The sequence below is a fragment of the Streptomyces sp. SD15 genome, assembly GCF_054462255.1.
Genome location: NZ_JBTLMO010000016.1, coordinates 47,332 through 65,255, shown reverse-complemented (window position 1 = coordinate 65,255; position 17,924 = coordinate 47,332). Strand labels below are relative to the sequence as shown.

Here is a 17,924-nt window from a genome sequence, read left to right as displayed (position 1 = left end):
CACTACGGCTTGGCTGCCGGCGCCCCGGGGACGCCCTTCGGGGCCGGAGCGGGGTGAGCCGAGAGGAAGGACGTCCAGCCCTGTTTCGGGGCCTCGCCGACCTTGAGGCCACGGAGCTTCTCCAGCGTGACCGGATCCTGCGCGTCGAGCCAGTCCGCCAACTGGCGGAAGGAAACACAGCGGACGTCGGATTTGGTGCAGACACGCTCGATGACCTCGCCGACGGCACGCATGTAGTTGCCGCCGTTCCAGGATTCGAAGTGGTTGCCGATGATCAGCGGCGCACGGTTGCCGTCGTAGGCGCGGTCGAAGCCCTTGAGCAGGCTGTCACGCATCTGGTCGCCCCAGTACACCTGCTTGTCCAGGTCGCCCTGGGTCGCGGTGCCCGACTGGTTGACCATGAAGTTGTAGTCCATGGTGAGCTGCTCGTAGGAGTGCCCGACGAAGGGCACGAGCTGCATCGACAGGTCCCAAAGGCCCTCCCTCCTCTTGGGCCAGACCTGATCGTTGACGCCACTGGTGTCATAACGGAAGCCCAGCTGGGAAGCCGCCTTCATGAAGTTCTTCTGGCCCTCCAGGCAGGGGGTGCGAGCGCCGATGAGCTCCTTGTCATAGTCGAAGGGCAGTGGAGGGGCCTTCGTCATGCCCGTGTTGGTCTTCCACGACTTGACGAACGACTTCGCCTGGGCGATCTCGCTCTTCCACTCCGCGACCGACCACTCGCCGACACCGCCTTCACTGCCGCAGAAGTGGCCGTTGAAGTGCGTGCCGATCTCGTTGCCCTCCAGCCACGCGCCGCGCAGCTGCTTGGCGGTCTCCTCGATGCCCTGCTCGTCGTTGAAGCCGATGTCCGAGCTGCCTGGTGAGTGCTCCGGCGGCTCGTACAGATAGCGCTTGTCCTCCGGCAGCATGTACACGCCGCTCAGGAAGTACGTCATCGTCGCGTTGTTGGCCTTGGCGACCTTCCGGAAGTGCGAAAAGAGTTTCTGACTGTCCTCACCGGCGCCGTCCCAGGAGAAAACCACGAACTGCGGGGGCTTCTGACCCGGCTTCAGCCGCTCTGGCCTGGGCAGATACGGCTGCGCACCGGTGTAGGCGGTGGAACCGTCGCCGATCAGGCGGGCCACACGATTGGGCGCCGGGCCCCCGGCCGCCTTCTTCGCACCGTGCGCGCCTTCCTGGGAACCGGTGGTATCGCTCGCACAACCGGCGAGCGCCGTGGCGCAGGCCGCGACGAGTGCGACGCCCGCGGCAATCCTCTGGGTGGCGGCCATCTCCGCCCACCTTCTTCCTTCAGTCAGGGCAACGCTGATTAGGGCGATCTGGGGTGATGCACAGCGAAATGCTGATAGCGCCGCCAAGGTCGCACGGGGCCGAGACTGAATAAATACGACAAGCCGATAAAAAGCTTGGATCACCCGCAAGAGTGATTTATTGCATCATTTGCTACCAAATTGAGCGGGAAGTCTTTACTCTGCATTACGATCCGTTTACCGAACGTTGAAAATCCCGCCGCTGCACGCCGTGACCCACGGCCGCGATCCGCCCCCGTCCTCCCTGGACGGGGACCACCTGTTCCGCGACCGCGCTGCCCCGGAGGAGACGGGAATGTCCTCTTGCGTCCCCACCCGCCCCCAAGTACTCGACCCCGCTCGCGCAGCGGGGAACCCCATCGCCGAATCGACTCGGCCTAAGCGCATCCACCAGCCCCACAGCCCCCCACCGATTCCGCCCCACCGATTCCAGATGACGGGCGCCGATCTGTCCGCCTCGATCGCCGTCTTCCTGATCGCCCTGCCCCTGTCCCTCGGCATCGCCCTCGCCACCGGCGCGCCACTCCAGTCGGGCCTCGTCGCCGCCGCCGTGGGCGGACTCGTCGCCGGACGCCTCGGCGGCTCAGCACTCCAGGTGAGCGGGCCCGCTGCCGGCCTCACGGTCGTCACCGCAGAGCTCATCCACCGCTATGGATGGCGTACGACCTGCGCCATCACCGCCCTCGCCGGACTCACCCAACTGGGCTTGGGCTGCCTGCGCGTGGCCCGTACGGCGCTGGCCGTGAGCCCCGCCGTCGTGCACGGCATGCTCGCCGGCATCGGCATGACCATCGCCGTCGCCCAGCTGCATATCGTGCTGGGCGGCACCCCGCAGAGCTCCGTCCTGGACAACCTCCGTGCGCTGCCCGACCAGTTGACACACGTCCACCCCGTGGCGGTGTCGATGAGCGTGCTGACGCTGGCCCTCCTGTTTGCCTGGCCACGGATTCCCGGACGAGCCGGGCAGGTACTGCGCACAGTCCCGGCCGCCCTCGTCGCCGTCACCGGGGCCACCCTGACCGCCTGGCTCGCCGGGCTGACCCTGCCCAAGGTCGACCTGCCGTCCTGGAGCAGCCATGCCCTGGCCGGGCTGCCCGAGGGGCCGGTGCTCGGAATCATCGCCGCCGTCCTCACCGTCACGCTGGTGTGCAGTGTTCAGTCGTTGCTCGGCGCCGTGGCCGTGGACAAGCTGGTGGCGAGGCGACCCGAGTCGCAGCCGCGGGTGGGCCGTTCCGACCTGGACCGGGAGCTGCTCGGACAGGGCGCGGCCAATGTCGTCTCCGGCGCCCTCGGTGGGCTGCCCGTCGCCGGGGTCGCCGTCCGTAGTTCCGCGAATGTGCAAGCCGGTGCTGTGAGCCGGAACTCCACGATGTTGCACGGCGTTTTCGTAGTAGTTGCCGCGCTGCTGATGGTCCCGATCCTGGAGCTGATCCCCCTCGCATCGCTCGCCGCCCTGGTGATGGCCGTCGGCATCCAGATGGTGTCCCTGCACCACATCCGCACGGTCACCCGCCACCGCGAGGTGCTGGTGTACGCCGTCACCACGATCGGCGTCGTATTCCTCGGTGTCCTCGAGGGAGTGGCGCTGGGGGTCTCCGCGGCCGTCGCCGTCGCCCTGCACCGCCTCGCCCGCACCCGCATCACGCACGAAGAGAGAGAAGGTGTCCATCACGTACATGTACGAGGGCAGTTGACGTTCCTCGCGGTGCCTCGGCTCAGCCGTGCCCTGCACCAGGTGCCTCAAGGGGCAGATGTCGTCGTGGAGTTGGACGGTTCATTCATGGACCATGCGGCGTTCGAGTCCCTGCACGATTGGCAGAAAGGGCACTTCGCGCAGGGCGGCGCGGTCGAACTGACCGGGCGGGCCCGCACCCCTATCGCCGAGCCCACAAGCGCCTCCCATTGCCGCTGCCGACCCTGGACGCCGTGGCGCAACCACTACTGCGAGCCGTCCGCGAGCCCGCAGGCCACATCCCCGAGCGACCGGTCGGACGGGGAAGGCGGTTCGGGCGGGGCTGACGTGGCGATCGGCTCCTCCGAAGGGAGTGGGCCGAGCACACAGAGTGGGCCGAGCGGGCAGAGCGGGCATCAACTGGCGCGCGGCATCAGCGCGTTCCAGCGCAACACCGCGCCCTTGGTGCGGGGTGAGCTGGCGCGGCTGGCGCGGGAAGGACAGCGGCCGCAGCAGCTGTTCCTGACCTGCGCCGACTCACGGCTCGTCACGTCGATGATCACCTCCAGTGGTCCGGGTGACCTCTTCGTCGTACGCAATGTCGGCAACCTCGTACCGAAGCCCGGGGAGGAGAGCGGAGACGACTCGGTGGCCGCGGCGATCGAGTACGCGGTGGACGTGCTGCATGTTCGGTCCATCACGGTGTGCGGACACTCCGGGTGCGGGGCGATGCAGGCCCTGTTGAACGCGGAGCACGGCGAGGCACAGACGCCGCTCAAGCGGTGGCTGCGGCACGGGCTCCCGAGCCTGGAGCGGATGGCCGCCAAGGACCGACCGTGGGCCCGGCTCGCCGGGCGGGCGCCGGCCGACGCGGTGGAGCAGCTGTGTCTGACCAACGTGGTGCAGCAGTTGGAGCATCTGCGGGCGCATGAGTCCGTGGCGCGGGCCATGCGGGAGAGCGAGCTCGAGCTGCACGGGATGTACTTCCACGTCGGCGAGGCTCAGGCGTATCTGCTGGTCGACCGCGACGGCACCGAGCTGTTCGATCACGTGGGAGCGGCGGAGGATCTGCGCCATCCCGCGTGAACTCGTCCGCCGTCCCGGGTGACCTGGGCGTGGTGCGCGGCCCCGGTCGGCGGGGCCGCGCACCACGTACCGGTTACCGTCGCGAGGCGGATGAGGGGGCCAGCGCTGCCTCGCCGGGGTGGGTGCCTTTCACCGGCACACAGGGCTTGATGCTGCCCTTCACCGCGTAGAAGGCCATGGCCCGCATCTCGGGGTTGCCGGTCATGAGGAACGGGAAGTTCTCGAGGGCCAGGGTGTCACCGGGGTGGAGTGTGCCCGTCCAGGGACGGTGCGCCGCGAGAGCGCGCCACGGGATCCAGCTTCTCGAGGTCCTTCCGCGCCCCGTTTTCCTTGGTCTGTTTCCTTGGTCTGTTTCCTTGGTCTGTTTCCTTGGCCTGATTCCTTGGTCTGTTTCCTTGGCCTGATTCCTTGGTCTGTTTCCTTGGCCTGCTCGGGCGTGACGGCGAAGTGCCCCGGGATGGACAGCCAGGCGGTATCGCTGCCGCGGCCGGGGCGGTAGGTGTGGGCCGAGTGGAGGACCGCGAGGAAGATCTCCGCAGTGAGGTCGGCGGCGATGTGGGGGTCGTCGACACGCCGGGCCCCGAAACGTGTCAGCGCGTCGACATGGCGCCGGTAGAACTGTTCGAAGAGCTGTGGATCACGTGCCGCGGCGAGGGGCCCGCCCCGTATCCGTTCCACTCGGTGTCTCCTTCGCTTCGGGGGCACTTCGCCTGTACTTGGGCCGAGCCGAGGGAAGCGTGACGAGTGAACCCGAACACCGGTCCGTACGTGGCCTGGAGTGCGTAGTCCTGAAGGGCCCCGGCCCCCTCAGTACCCGCGAAAGGTCTAAACCAATCAGGGATCGGCCCTTGTCAGCGAGCCCCCGGGTCTGATGAGCTGTGGCCTGGGACACAACGGACACCCTGGGAAAGGGAGATGTCGTGAGCAACGAAAGCCTGGCCAACCTGCTGAAGGAAGAGCGCAGGTTCGCGCCGCCCGCCGACCTGGCCGCGAACGCCAACGTCACCGCGGAGGCGTATGAGCAGGCCAAGGCTGACAGGCTCGGCTTCTGGGCCGAGCAGGCCCGCCGGCTGACCTGGGCCACCGAGCCGACCGAAATCCTGGACTGGACGAACCCTCCGTTCGCGAAGTGGTTCGCCGACGGGAAGCTGAATGTCGCGTACAACTGCGTGGACCGGCATGTGGAGGCGGGGCACGGGGACCGCGTCGCCATCCACTTCGAGGGTGAGCCGGGGGACAGCCGGGCCATCACCTACGCCGAGCTCAAGGACGAGGTGTCGAAGGCCGCCAACGCCCTGATCGAGCTGGGCGTCGAGCAGGGCGACCGGGTCGCCGTCTATCTGCCGATGATCCCCGAGGCGGTCGTCGCGATGCTGGCCTGCGCCAGGATCGGCGCCGCGCACTCGGTCGTCTTCGGCGGGTTCTCCGCGGACGCCATCGCGACCCGCATCCAGGACGCCGACGCCAAGCTGGTCATCACCTCCGACGGCGGTTACCGGCGCGGTAAGCCGGCCGCCCTCAAGCCCGCCGTCGACGACGCGGTGCGCCGGGTCGACGGGGTCGACAAGGTGCTGGTGGTGCGGCGTACCGGGCAGGAGGTCGACTGGACCGAGGGCCGCGACGTGTGGTGGCACGAGATCGTCGAACGGCAGTCCGCCGAGCACACGCCGGAGGCGTTCGACGCCGAGCAGCCGCTGTTCATCCTCTACACCTCCGGGACCACCGGGAAGCCGAAGGGCATCCTGCACACCTCGGGCGGCTACCTCACGCAGACCTCGTACACCCACCACGCCGTCTTCGACCTCAAGCCGGAGACCGACGTGTACTGGTGCACGGCCGACATCGGGTGGGTCACCGGGCACTCGTACATCACGTACGGGCCGCTCTCGAACGGTGCGACGCAGGTGATGTACGAGGGCACACCGGACACCCCGCACCAGGGGCGGTTCTGGGAGATCGTGCAGAAGTACGGGGTGACGATTCTCTACACGGCGCCCACGGCCATTCGTACGTTCATGAAGTGGGGGGACGACATCCCCGCGAAGTTCGATCTGTCGTCGCTGCGGGTGCTGGGGTCCGTCGGTGAGCCGATCAATCCCGAGGCGTGGATCTGGTACCGCAAGCACATCGGGGCCGACCGGACGCCGATCGTGGACACCTGGTGGCAGACCGAGACCGGGGCGATGATGATCTCGCCGCTGCCGGGGGTCACCGAGACCAAGCCGGGGTCGGCGCAGCGGCCGTTGCCGGGGATCTCGGCGACGGTTGTGGATGATGAGGCGCGGGAGGTTCCCAACGGGGGTGGTGGGTACCTCGTGCTCACCGAGCCGTGGCCCTCGATGCTGCGGACCATCTGGGGGGACGATCAGCGGTTCCTCGACACGTACTGGTCGCGGTTCGAGGGGAAGTACTTCGCCGGGGACGGGGCCAAGAAGGACGAGGACGGGGACATCTGGCTCCTCGGGCGGGTCGATGACGTGATGCTCGTGTCCGGGCACAACATCTCGACGACCGAGGTGGAGTCGGCGCTCGTGTCGCATCCGGCGGTGGCCGAGGCGGCGGTGGTCGGGGCGGCGGACGAGACGACCGGGCAGGCGATTGTCGCGTTCGTGATCCTGCGGGGGACGGCTTCCGCCGAGGACCACGGGCTCGCGGCCGAGCTGCGCAATCACGTGGGGACGACGCTTGGGCCGATCGCCAAGCCGAAGCGGGTGTTGCCGGTGGCGGAGCTGCCGAAGACTCGGTCCGGGAAGATCATGCGCCGTCTGCTGCGGGATGTCGCGGAGAACCGGGAGCTTGGTGACGTCACCACGCTCACGGACTCGACGGTGATGGATCTGATCCAGGCGAAGCTGCCGGCGGCGCCGAGCGAGGACTGAGGGTTTTCCCCCGCCCACCCGCCCCTTTTCAGGTGTGGGGGCACTGCGTGCCCCCACACCCCCGCCGGCGACCGCGGGGCTCCGCCCCAGCACCCCGCCGGGAGACCGCGCGCCCGCGCACAGTTGCCCCGCCGGCGGACCGTCTTCCCGGCCCCTCGCTCATCCGCGCCCTCCGGCCGCTGAGGGGGCCTTCTCGGCGTCCCCCTGTAGGTGCTCCCGTCCTCAGGCGGAGGGCGATGTCCCGGCACCCGCACGCGGACGAAGCGCGCTCCCCCGCATCTGTTGGCGACCCCGTCAGGTATTGCGCGGTCCTGCGAGAGGGCTGATGGCGTCGTTCTCTCGTTGGGGCGGGCCAGGGCGTCGCGTCCTCGTGTTCCACGCCGGGGGCGGGGGGATGCCGCCTCATCCGCGTGCTGGCGGTGGGGCTGGGCGGGGCGCGTATGGGCTGCATGTTCGGAATGCGCGATATGCGTCTGTAATGGCAAGGTAAAGTGGTGTCCCAGGGTGTGCCGGGAAGTCTGGTCGGCAACGTCGTCAGCGACCCCTCGTGACGGCCGTCAGCAAGTGACACCGACCCGGAAGGTCCACCCAGTGGCCGCGCCCAGCACGAACACCCGCAAGTTCCTCGGACGGCTGTCCCTGCCCGAGCGGAACTTCGTCGCCGACGCACTGCGGACCGAGACCGTGGGCGGCGTGCTGCTGCTGGTCGCTGCCATCACCGCGCTGATCTGGGCGAACTCGCCGCTGCGGGACAGTTACGCGGACGTGAGCCACTTCCATCTCGGGCCCGCGGCGCTCGGCCTGAACCTGTCCGTCCAGCACTGGGCGGCCGACGGACTGCTCGCGGTGTTCTTCTTCGTCGCCGGTATCGAGCTCAAGCGAGAGCTGGTCGCCGGGGATCTCCGGGATCCGAGGGCCGCCCTGCTGCCGGTCGCCGCGGCGATCTGCGGGATGGCCGTACCGGCGCTCGTCTACACCCTCACCAATGTCATGGGGGACGGGTCCCTCGCGGGGTGGGCCGTACCGACCGCCACCGACATCGCCTTCGCACTCGCCGTGCTCGCCGTGATCGGAACGTCGCTTCCGTCCGCCCTGCGCGCCTTCCTGCTCACCCTCGCCGTCGTCGACGATCTGTTCGCGATACTCATCATCGCGATCTTCTTCACGGACAGGATCGACTTCGCGGCTCTCGGCGGGGCCGTCATCGGGCTCGCCGTGTTCTGGCTGCTGCTGCGCAAGGGCGTACGCGGCTGGTACGTGTATGTGCCGCTCGCGCTCGCCAACTGGGGCCTGATGTACAACAGCGGCGTGCACGCCACCATCGCCGGTGTCGCGATGGGCCTGATGCTGCGCTGCCACCGGCACGAGGACGAGGAGCACTCCCCCGGCGAGCACATCGAGCATCTCGTGCGGCCCCTGTCGGCGGGACTCGCCGTTCCCCTGTTCGCCCTGTTCAGCGCGGGGGTCGCGGTCTCCGGCGGGGCGCTGGGGGATGTGTTCACGCGGCCCGAGACACTCGGTGTCGTGCTCGGACTCGTCGTCGGGAAGGCGGTCGGCATCTTCGGTGGTACGTGGCTCACGGCCCGGTTCACCAAGGCCTCGCTCAGCGACGATCTGGTCTGGCCGGACGTCTTCGCCGTCGCCTCCCTCGCCGGTATCGGTTTCACCGTCTCGCTGCTCATCGACGAGCTCGCCTTCAAGAACGACCCTGCGCTCACCGACGCGGTGAAGGCCGCCGTCCTGATCGGCTCGTTCATAGCCGCCGTATGCGCCACCGCGCTGCTGAAGATACGTAACGCCAAGTACCGTGCGCTGTGCGAGGCGGAGGAGCGCGACGAGGACCTCGACGGCATCCCGGACATCTACGTGCAGGACAATCCGGCGTACCACCTGCGGATGGCCGAGATTCACGAGCGGAAGGCCGCTGAGCACCGGAGGCTTGCCGAAGTAACGGGCGGGGCAAGCGAGGAGAACGACGGTCCGGCATGATCGGACACGACAAAACAAACCAAGAAGACCAGCACGCAAAAACAGGGAGTCCGCGATGAGCGCACCCGACGGCAGCCCGGTCGGCGCCGAACGCAGCATCGGCCAGCTGTTCGCCTCGGCGACGACCGAGATGTCCGCGCTGGTGCACGACGAGATCGCGCTGGCGAAGGCGCAGCTCAAGCATGACGTCAAGCGCGGTGCGGTGAGCGGCGGCTCGTTCTCCGCGGCCGGCGCGGTGCTGATCTTCTCCCTGCCGATGCTGAACTTCGCCCTGGCGTACGGCATCCGCACCTGGAGCCACTGGAATCTCGCGATCTGCTTCCTGCTGTCGTTCGCGGCGAACGTGCTGGTCGCCGCCGTCCTCGCACTCATGGGTGTCGTCTTCGCGAAGAAGGCCAAGAAGGGGAAGGGACCCCAGAAGGTCGCCGCCTCGATGAAGGAGACGGCGGGCGTCCTGCAGAGCGCCAAGCCTCACCCCCGGGCGGAGCGGGTCGAGGACGCCGTCGAAGCTGTGACACGCTCATCCTCATGACGGACCCCGCCACACCTTCGGCGCAACCCACCTCGGTCGTACGACTCGACGTCCCCGGCGGGCAGGAGCTGACCCATCGGGATGTCGCCGCCAACGGTGCGCGCTTCCACATCGCCGAGATGGGCGACGGGCCGCTCGTGCTGCTACTGCACGGTTTTCCACAGTTCTGGTGGACGTGGCGCCATCAGCTGGTCGCGCTCGCCGACGCCGGCTTCCGGGCCGTGGCCATGGATCTGCGGGGAGTCGGCGGCAGCGACCGCACCCCGCGCGGTTACGACCCCGCCAACCTCGCGCTCGACATCACCGGGGTCGTACGGTCCCTCGGTGAGCCGGACGCGGCACTGGTCGGGCACGACCTGGGCGGATATCTGGCCTGGACGGCGGCCGCGATGCGCCCCAAGCTGGTCCGCCGGCTCGCCGTCTCCTCGATGCCGCATCCCCGGCGCTGGCGCTCGGCCATGCTCTCCGACGTCAAGCAGACGGCCGCGGGTTCCTACATCTGGGGATTCCAGCGGCCGTGGATCCCGGAGCGTCAACTCGTCGCGGACGACGGCGCCCTGGTGGGCCGTCTGATGCGGGACTGGTCGGGGCCGCGGCTGCCGGACGACGAGGCCGTGGAGACGTACCGCCGCGCCATGTGCATCCCTTCCACGGCGCACTGCTCGATCGAGCCGTACCGATGGATGGTGCGGTCCATGGCCCGACCGGACGGGATCCAGTTCAACCGGCGTATGAAGCGGCCGGTTCGGGTGCCGACGCTGCATCTGCACGGCTCGCTCGACCCGGTGATGCGGACGCGGAGCGCGGCGGGCTCCGGGGAGTACGTCGAAGCGCCGTATCGCTGGCGGCTGTTCGACGGCCTCGGGCACTTCCCGCACGAGGAGGACCCCATGGCGTTTTCGACCGAACTGATCAACTGGCTGAAGGATCCCGAGCCCGATCGGTGACCCCTCGGTGACCCCTCGGTGACCTGTCGGTGACCTGTCGATAACCGTCGGAATGCGTCCGGCTTCGCGCCGGGTACCGCGTCCGGTATGCGGACAGGAACGCGTGTCCTACGAACAGCCAAGTGCCTCGCGCATAGGCCAATTGGGGGGCGTGGGCGCGGTTATCGACCTTGGGGCAGGGGCAGACGTCGGGGTATGGGCTGGACGCACGACTACAGTGACGTAGCACGCACACGCCGCTCGGCCACGGGCCTGAGCTCCCATCAGAGGGGCGGCACCCCGCAGTTGCCGGGCGCGGACCCCCGAGTGGGGATCCCGCGCATTCTGCGCCGGCGGGCCCGCTGGGTCTCGGTGCGGTTGCGGCATCCTCGCGGCTGACCGGCCGATCCCACCGGGCCCCGCGCCACAAGCCGGTAACTACAGCGCGCAGCTGTCGCTGTCCACCTGCTGGTTCGCGGTACGCCCCTTGGTGATGTCTTCCTGGACCTCGTCCGCGGTGAGCGCGTACCCCGTGTTGGCGTCGTCGAGCGACTTCGCGAAGACCACGCCGTACACCTTGCCTTCGGGTGTGAGCAGCGGGCCGCCGGAGTTGCCCTGGCGCACGTTCGCGTAGAGCGAGTAGACGTCGCGGCGCACCGTCTTGCGGTGGTAGATGTCCGGGCCGTTGGCCGTGATGCGGCCGCGCACGCGCGCGGGCTGGACGTTGTACGCCCCGTTCTGCGGGAAGCCGGCGACGATCGCGTTGTCGGCGCTGGTGGCGTCCTCGGTGGTGAACTGCAGGGCGGGCGCGTCCAGGTTCGGTACGTCGAGTACGGCGATGTCGCGCTCCCAGTCGTACAGGACGACCGTGGCGTCGTACTTCTTGCCCTCGCCGCCGATCTGGACGGTGGGCTCGTCGACTCCGCCGACCACATGCGCGTTGGTCATCACGCGGCGGTCGCCGAAGACGAAGCCGGTGCCTTCGAGGACCTTGCCGCAACTCGTGGCGGTGCCCATCACCTTGACGATGGACTTCTGTGCGCGGGTGGCCACGGCGCTGTTCGCGAGGGCCGGGTCGGGGGGCTGGACGTCGGTGATGGGCTCGTTGGCGAACGGGCTGAAGACCTGCGGGAAGCCGTTCTGCGCGAGGACCGAGGAGAAGTCCGCGAACCAGGTGTCGGCCTGGTTCGGCAGAGCCCTGGAGACGCCGAGGAGGACCTTGGAGTTGCGGACCTCCTTGCCGAGCGTCGGCAGCGTCGTACCGGCGAGGGCCGAGCCGATCAGCCAGGCGACCAGGAGCATCGCCACGACGTTGACGAGGGCGCCGCCCGTCGCGTCCAGGGCGCGGGCCGGGGACCATGTGATGTAGCGGCGCAGCTTGTTGCCGAGGTGGGTGGTGAGGGCCTGGCCGACGGAGGCGCAGACGATCACGACGATCACCGCGACGACGGCCGCCGTCGTACTCACCTCGGTGTCGTTGGTCGCCCAGCCCCAGATGACGGGGAGCGCGTAGACGGCGACGAGGCCACCGCCCAGGAAGCCGATCACCGACAGGATGCCGACGACGAAGCCCTGGCGATAGCCCACGATCGCGAACCACACAGCGGCGACCAGCAACAGGATGTCCAGCACGTTCACCGCTTCAAGCCCCGCCTCGTCACTTTCCGGTCGCGATCGTCCGGCCGGGGGTCCGGCCCGCCGCACAGCGGCAATGGAACAGCACTGCGCACCCCGGGAGAACACAGCACGGGGGCCACCCTGTCATGCGCGCCAGTCGAGCGGGACCTGCTTCTCACGGTCCCAGGGCAGCTCCCAGCCCGCGTAGTGCAGCAATCGGTCGATGATCCCCGCGGTGAAGCCCCACACCAGGGCCGATTCGACCAGGAATGCCGGACCTCGGTGGCCGCTGGGGTGCACGGTCGTCGCGCGGTGGGCGGGGTCCGTGAGATCCGCCACGGGGACCGTGAAGACGCGGGCCGTCTCGGCCGGATCGACCACGCCGACCGGGGTCGGCTCGCGCCACCAGCCCATGACCGGGGTGACCACGAAGCCGCTCACCGGGATGTACAGCTTGGGCAGCACGCCGAAGAGCTGGACGCCACGAGGGTCGAGGCCGGTCTCCTCCTCGGCCTCACGAAGCGCGGCCCGCAGCGGCCCGTCGGCCTTCGGGTCGCCGTCCTCGGGGTCGAGGGCACCACCGGGGAAGGAAGGCTGCCCGGCGTGCGAGCGCAGCGAGCTGGCGCGCTCCATCAGCAGCAGCTCGGGGCCTCGGGCGCCCTCGCCGAAGAGGATGAGGACGGCGGACTGCCGCCCCGCGCCGTTCGTCGGCGGCAGGAAGCGGCTCAGCTGGAGCGGCTCCACCGTCTCCACGGCGCGCACCACCGGGGTGAGCCAGGGGGGCAGGCCGTCCTTGCTCACCTGCACCTGACCGTCGTGCGCGTTGCCCGTATGGCTCGCGTGCGTCATCGCCACCCCCGTTCTGCTGTTTCCAACGCCGGGCGGCGCCGTGTTCGTTCCGTCATCCGGCGCCCAGTGGGGGTGCCGGGATGCCGCCCGCGTCCAGGTAGGCCTGCGGGGGGTTGAGGCGCTGGCCGGGGAATCCGCCCTTCTCGTACTTCAGCAGCTTCCTGGCCTTCTCGGGGTCCGTCTCGCCCTCCCCGTACGCCGGGCAGAGCGGGGCGATGGGGCAGGCGCCGCACGCGGGCTTGCGGGCGTGGCAGATGCGGCGGCCGTGGAAGATCACGTGGTGGGACAGCATCGTCCACTCGCTCTTCGGGAAGAGCGCGCCGACGGCCGCCTCGATCTTGTCCGGGTCGGTCGCGTCGGTCCACTGCCAGCGGCGCACGAGCCGCTGGAAGTGGGTGTCCACGGTGAGTCCGGGTCGCCCGAAGGCGTTGCCGAGCACCACGAAGGCGGTCTTACGGCCCACCCCTGGCAGCTTGACGAGGTCTTCGAGGCGGCCGGGGACCTCGCCCCCGAAATCGTCCACCAGGGTCTTGGAAAGCCCTATCACCGACTTGGCCTTGGCCCGGAAGAACCCGGTCGGGCGCAGGATCTCCTCGACCTCCTCCGGGTTCGCGGCGGCGAGGTCCTCGGGGGTGGGGTACTTGGCGAAGAGCGCCGGCGTCGTCTGGTTCACCCGCAGGTCGGTCGTCTGGGCCGACAGGACGGTGGCGACCACCAACTGGAAGGGGTTCTCGAAGTCCAGCTCCGGGTGGGCGTACGGGTACACCTCGCCGAGTTCGCGGTTGATACGGCGGGCGCGGCGGACGAGGGCGGTGTGGGACTCGGTCTTGGGCGGCTTCTTGGCAACGGCTGCCGTGAGCGGCTTCTTGGCGGCAGCCTTCGCGGCCGACTTCTTGGCGACGGCCTTCGCGGCCGACTTCTTGGCGACGGCCTTCGCGGGCGGCTTCTTGCCGACAGTCTCCGCGTCTGACGCCCTTTTGGTCGCGGCTGTCGCCTTTTTGGCGGACTTCTTCGCCGCCACCTCCACCGGCCTCGCTTTTGTCGCTTTTGTCGCTTTCCCGCTTCCGCCGGAGGCCTGTTCGCCCACAGCGGAATCCTTACGTACAACCACCCGCCCAGCCCCCTTGGCCTGTGCTCTCACCGGTGATTTGGACACCCGGCCAGCCTAAAGCCCAGCACCGACATCCGCCCTGGACCCAGAAGATCAGCCCCCAATTGGCCCCCTGCCGCACTGCCCGGGACGCCGGTGCGGCAGACTTGTGACTGATCACACTGTTTGGACCGTCCGGCAAGATGGGGAGCACGGTCCCCTGGTAGCACCGGGGAGCAAGATCCCCTGAGCAGGTCGACAAGGAGAGAACTCGTGGACGACGTTCTGCGGCGCGCCCCGCTCTTCGCGGCGCTCGATGACGAGCAGGCCGCGGAGCTCCGCGCCTCCATGAGTGAGGTGACGCTCGCACGCGGCGACGCTCTCTTCCACGAGGGCGACCCCGGCGACCGCCTCTACGTGGTCACCGAGGGCAAGGTGAAGCTCCATCGCACCTCCCCCGACGGCCGCGAGAACATGCTCGCCGTCCTGGGCCCCGGTGAGCTCATCGGCGAGCTGTCGCTGTTCGACCCGGGTCCGCGCACGGCCACGGCCAGCGCGCTGACCGAGGTCAAGCTGCTCGGCCTCGGCCACGGCGACCTCCAGCCCTGGCTGAACGCGCGGCCCGAGGTCGCCGCCGCCCTGCTGCGCGCCGTCGCCCGGCGCCTGCGCAAGACCAACGACCAGATGTCCGACCTGGTCTTCTCGGACGTGCCCGGCCGCGTGGCCCGCGCGCTCCTGGACCTCTCCCGCCGCTTCGGCGTGCAGTCGGAGGAGGGCATCCACGTCGTGCACGACCTGACGCAGGAGGAGCTGGCCCAGCTGGTCGGCGCGTCCCGCGAGACGGTCAACAAGGCGCTCGCCGACTTCGCGGGCCGCGGCTGGCTGCGCCTGGAGGCCCGCGCGGTGATCCTGCTGGACGTGGAGCGACTCGCGAAGCGCTCGCGCTGACCGAACATCTTCACCTCTTCGGAGGACATCCCGTGGTACCTCGGCGGCCTGCTGGTACATCGCCGTAGTGAAGGGCCCTGCCGAACGGCGGGGCCCGTCGCGTGTCGCAGGACGTGGGACGCGGCGCGGCCAGGGTGCTCCCCACCCTCCACGCAGTGAGCGAGAACGCGGAGCAGCCGAGCGGGTCCTGACACGGGAAATGTCATGAGCCCCTGCCGCCCGCCGTTGCACAGTGGTCTCATGCACAACAAGGGGCTCGACGGCCAGGGATACATCGCGCGCGAGGGCTCCCTCGGACTGATCCCGCGGGAGTTCCGGCCGGTGGTCGCCACGGCCCGCGACCGGCTGCTGGACGTCTTCGGGGCGCGGATGACGAGCGCGTACCTCTACGGGTCGATTCCGCGTGGCACCGCGCGCGTGGGCCGCTCCGATCTCGATCTGCTGCTCGCCCTGCGCGAGGAGCCCACCGAGGCGGACCGGGCGGCCGCGCGGGCGCTCGACGAGGCGCTCGACAAGGATTTCGCGCAGATCGACGGTGCCGGGACGCTGCTGTTCAGCCGTGGGCGGCTGCTGAGCGACCTGGAGACGTACGACCTCGGCTGGTTCGTCGCCTGCCTCTGTACGCCCCTCCTGGGCGAGGACCTGGCCGAGGACCTGCCCCGCTACCGCCCCGACTCCCGCCTCGCCCGCGAGACGAACGGCGACCTCGCCCTGCTCCTGCCGCGCTGGCGCGAGCGGATCGATCTGGCCGCCGACACCGAGGAGGCCCGGCGCCCGCTGGTCCGCTTCATGTCACGCCATCTCGTCCGGACCGGCTTCACGCTGGTCATGCCCCGATGGAACGGCTGGACCAGCGACCTGAAGGAGATGGCTGAGGCATTCGGCGCGTACTACCCGGAGCGGGCCGCCCCCCTGCGGGAGGCGGCCGCCCTCGGTCACGAGCCGAGCGGCGACCCCGCCGTCCTGCGGTCGTACGTCGACGACCTCGGACCGTGGCTGGCCGACGAGTACGCGCGCGTGCACGGCGTCAAGGCTCCGCGGCCGGACTGAATCCGGATCAGATCCGGATCAGATGAGGCCGTGCTCGCGCAGGTAGTCCATCTGGGCCCGGACGGAGAGTTCCGCCGCGGGCCACAGCGAACGGTCCACGTCCGCGTACACGTACGCGACGACTTCGGTCGGCAACCGGTAGCCGTTCTCGACGGCCGTCTCGACCTGGGCGAGGCGGTGGGCGCGGTGGGCGAGGTAGAACTCGACGGCGCCCTGGGCGTCCTCGAGGACGGGCCCGTGCCCCGGAAGGACCGTGTGGACACCGTCGTCGACCGTCAGCGAGCGCAGCCGCCGCAGCGAGTCGAGATAATCGCCCAGGCGGCCGTCGGGATGGGCCACCACGGTCGTGCCACGGCCGAGGATGGTGTCACCCGTCAGGACGGCCCGATCGGCCGGGAGATGGAAGCACAGCGAGTCGCCGGTGTGGCCGGGGGTCGGTACGACGCGCAGCTCGAGGCCGCCGACGGTGATGACGTCCCCGTGCGCCAGCCCCTCGTCCCCGAGCCTCAGCGCCGGGTCCAGCGCCCGCACCTTCGTCCCCGTCAGCTCCGCGAACCGCGCGGCGCCCTCGGCGTGATCGGGATGCCCGTGCGTCAGCAGGGTCAGCGCGACCCGCTTCCCCGACTTCTCCGCGGTGTCCACGACATGGCGCAGATGTACGTCGTCCAGGGGCCCGGGGTCGATCACCACCGCGAGCTCGGAGTCCGGCTCCGCGACTATCCAGGTGTTGGTGCCGTCCAGGGTCATCGCGGACGCGTTGGGGGCGAGGACGTTGACGGCACGCGCGGTGGCGGGGCCGGAGCGGACCTCGCCGCGCGGCTGGCCGGGGAGGGCGGCGGCGTCGGTCATGCGGGGGCTCCACCGGTCGGGATGTGCTTGGTGAACTCGTCGTGTCCGGGCCAGGCGAGGATCACTTCGTCGTTCTCCAGGCGGGCCTTGGCCAGGACGGGGGTCAGGTCGCGGGCGGGCGCGGCGGCGAGGACGTCGGCGGGACTGTCGTACGGGACGAGCTGGCGCAGCGTCGCGATGGTGGGCGGCATCATCAGGAGCTCGCCCTTGTCGTACCCGTCGGCCGCGTCCGCGGGGCGGATCCAGACGGTGCGGTCGGCCTCCGTGGAGGCGTTGCGGGTGCGCTGGCCCTCCGGGAGGGCGGCCACGAAGAACCAGGTGTCGTAGCGGCGGGTTTCGAACTCCGGGGTGATCCAGCGGGTCCAGACGCCCAGGAGGTCGGACCTGAGCACGAGCCCCCTGCGGTCGAGGAACTCGGCGAAGGAGAGATCGCGGGCGACCAGTGCCGCGCGGTCCGCCTCCCAGTCGTCGCCGGTGGTGTCGCCGACCACGGTGTCGGGGGTGGGGCCGGCGAGCAGAACGCCGGCCTCCTCATACGTCTCCCGGACCGCCGCGCACACGATGGCCTGAGCGGACGTCTCGTCGACGCCGAGCCGTTGCGCCCACCACGCGCGCGTGGGGCCCGCCCAGCGGATCTGGTGGTCGTCGTCGCGCGGGTCCACGCCGCCGCCCGGATACGCGTACGCGCCTCCGGCGAAGGCCATGGAGGCGCGTCTGCGCAGCATGTGCACCACGGGGGTGCCGTCGGTGTCCTTGAGCAGCATGACAGTGGCCGCACGCCTGGGGGGCACCGGTGTCAGCGTGCCCTCCGCGAGCGCGCGGATCCTTTCGGGCCACTCCGGTGGATACCACTGCCCATTTGCCATGGCGGGAGGCTATCCCGAGCCGGGCGAATGTTCGAGTGGCCGTCGGGGATCACGGGGGGCTGGGCCAGGGGTCTTCGCCCCCGCCGCCCCTACCCGTCCCATCCCTACCTGGGGGCTCCGCCCCCAGACCCCCGTTCGGCCTGGACGGCCTCGTCCTCAAACGCCGGACGGGCTGGGATGCCTGGCGGGGTTTGGGGGGGCGGAGCCCCCAAGGATGGGACAGGTAGGGGCGGCGGGGGCGGACGAAATCCACACCCG

At 69.7% G+C, this 17,924-nt stretch carries 15 protein-coding genes and 1 pseudogene; 8 read left to right on the top strand and 8 right to left on the bottom strand.

All coding sequences use genetic code 11. The features are described 5' to 3' along the window. Positions 1-2: 2 nt before the first annotated feature. Positions 3-1,274 (bottom strand): polysaccharide deacetylase family protein, encoded by a 1,272-nt coding sequence (locus ACX28W_RS17965; RefSeq protein WP_458999973.1) that lies wholly within the window; start codon positions 1,272-1,274, stop codon positions 3-5. Positions 1,275-1,608: 334 nt separating this feature from the next. Here ACX28W_RS17965 and ACX28W_RS17960 point away from each other — a divergent pair, with 334 nt between their 5' ends. Further along, the gene (locus tag ACX28W_RS17960; protein ID WP_458999972.1) at positions 1,609-4,071 is read left to right on the top strand and encodes a SulP family inorganic anion transporter; all 2,463 of its coding nucleotides are present in this window, start codon (positions 1,609-1,611) and stop codon (positions 4,069-4,071) included. Positions 4,072-4,144: 73 nt separating this feature from the next. On the opposite strand, the gene ACX28W_RS17955 is transcribed toward ACX28W_RS17960, so the two are convergent. Continuing rightward, positions 4,145-4,276 carry a hypothetical protein gene (locus tag ACX28W_RS17955; RefSeq protein WP_458999971.1) on the bottom strand — a complete coding sequence of 44 codons (132 nt, stop codon included), beginning with the start codon at positions 4,274-4,276 and terminating at the stop codon, positions 4,145-4,147. Positions 4,277-4,529: 253 nt separating this feature from the next. After that, a pseudogene (locus ACX28W_RS17950) lies at positions 4,530-4,749 on the bottom strand (RNA polymerase sigma factor); the annotation flags it as partial. Between the two features lie 200 nt (positions 4,750-4,949). On the opposite strand from ACX28W_RS17950, the gene acs reads away from it, so the two are divergent. From acs to ACX28W_RS17925, 5 genes are all read left to right on the top strand, one after another. Further along, positions 4,950-6,950: an acetate--CoA ligase gene (acs, locus tag ACX28W_RS17945; protein ID WP_458999970.1), complete on the top strand. Its 2,001-nt coding sequence runs from the start codon at positions 4,950-4,952 to the stop codon at positions 6,948-6,950. 591 nt (positions 6,951-7,541) lie between these two features. After that, a complete protein-coding gene (gene nhaA / locus ACX28W_RS17940) occupies positions 7,542-8,939 on the top strand; it encodes a Na+/H+ antiporter NhaA (protein ID WP_458999969.1) in 1,398 nt (465 codons plus the stop codon). Between the two features lie 55 nt (positions 8,940-8,994). Continuing rightward, entirely contained in the window at positions 8,995-9,471 is a 477-nt protein-coding gene (locus tag ACX28W_RS17935) for a phage holin family protein (RefSeq protein ID WP_362075153.1), read from the top strand. Further along, positions 9,468-10,418, top strand: coding sequence for an alpha/beta fold hydrolase (locus ACX28W_RS17930; RefSeq protein ID WP_362075150.1), 951 nt, complete (start codon positions 9,468-9,470; stop codon positions 10,416-10,418). The genes ACX28W_RS17935 and ACX28W_RS17930 overlap by 4 nt, the downstream gene beginning before the upstream one ends. 195 nt (positions 10,419-10,613) lie before the next feature. Beyond that, complete coding sequence (locus ACX28W_RS17925) at positions 10,614-10,796, top strand: hypothetical protein (RefSeq protein WP_458999968.1); 183 nt, start codon at positions 10,614-10,616, stop codon at positions 10,794-10,796. Between the two features lie 39 nt (positions 10,797-10,835). Here ACX28W_RS17925 and ACX28W_RS17920 read toward each other — a convergent pair whose 3' ends face one another. The 3 genes from ACX28W_RS17920 to nth all read right to left on the bottom strand — a co-directional run bounded on the left by ACX28W_RS17920 (position 10,836) and on the right by nth (position 13,950). After that, positions 10,836-12,035, bottom strand: coding sequence for a MarP family serine protease (locus ACX28W_RS17920; RefSeq protein ID WP_458999967.1), 1,200 nt, complete (start codon positions 12,033-12,035; stop codon positions 10,836-10,838). Positions 12,036-12,158: 123 nt separating this feature from the next. Continuing rightward, a complete protein-coding gene (locus ACX28W_RS17915; protein ID WP_458999966.1) occupies positions 12,159-12,863 on the bottom strand; it encodes an NUDIX hydrolase in 705 nt (234 codons plus the stop codon). 52 nt (positions 12,864-12,915) lie between these two features. After that, positions 12,916-13,950: an endonuclease III gene (nth, locus tag ACX28W_RS17910; protein ID WP_458999965.1), complete on the bottom strand. Its 1,035-nt coding sequence runs from the start codon at positions 13,948-13,950 to the stop codon at positions 12,916-12,918. 276 nt (positions 13,951-14,226) lie between these two features. Between nth and ACX28W_RS17905 the strand changes: the two genes are divergently transcribed. Both ACX28W_RS17905 and ACX28W_RS17900 read left to right on the top strand, forming a co-directional pair. Further along, on the top strand, positions 14,227-14,901 hold the full coding sequence (locus tag ACX28W_RS17905; protein ID WP_016642758.1) for a Crp/Fnr family transcriptional regulator: 675 nt from the start codon (positions 14,227-14,229) through the stop codon (positions 14,899-14,901). A gap of 240 nt (positions 14,902-15,141) precedes the next feature. Then, positions 15,142-15,951: a nucleotidyltransferase domain-containing protein gene (locus ACX28W_RS17900; protein ID WP_458999964.1), complete on the top strand. Its 810-nt coding sequence runs from the start codon at positions 15,142-15,144 to the stop codon at positions 15,949-15,951. 18 nt (positions 15,952-15,969) lie between these two features. Here the strand turns inward: ACX28W_RS17900 and ACX28W_RS17895 are convergent, their stop codons facing one another. Together ACX28W_RS17895 and ACX28W_RS17890 are read right to left on the bottom strand one after the other, a co-directional pair. Beyond that, the gene (locus tag ACX28W_RS17895) at positions 15,970-16,800 is read right to left on the bottom strand and encodes an MBL fold metallo-hydrolase (protein ID WP_458999963.1); all 831 of its coding nucleotides are present in this window, start codon (positions 16,798-16,800) and stop codon (positions 15,970-15,972) included. After that, positions 16,797-17,666, bottom strand: a complete 870-nt coding sequence (locus ACX28W_RS17890) for an NUDIX hydrolase (RefSeq protein ID WP_458999962.1) — start codon at positions 17,664-17,666, stop codon at positions 16,797-16,799. Before ACX28W_RS17890 ends, ACX28W_RS17895 begins: the two co-directional genes overlap by 4 nt. Positions 17,667-17,924: the final 258 nt, after the last annotated feature.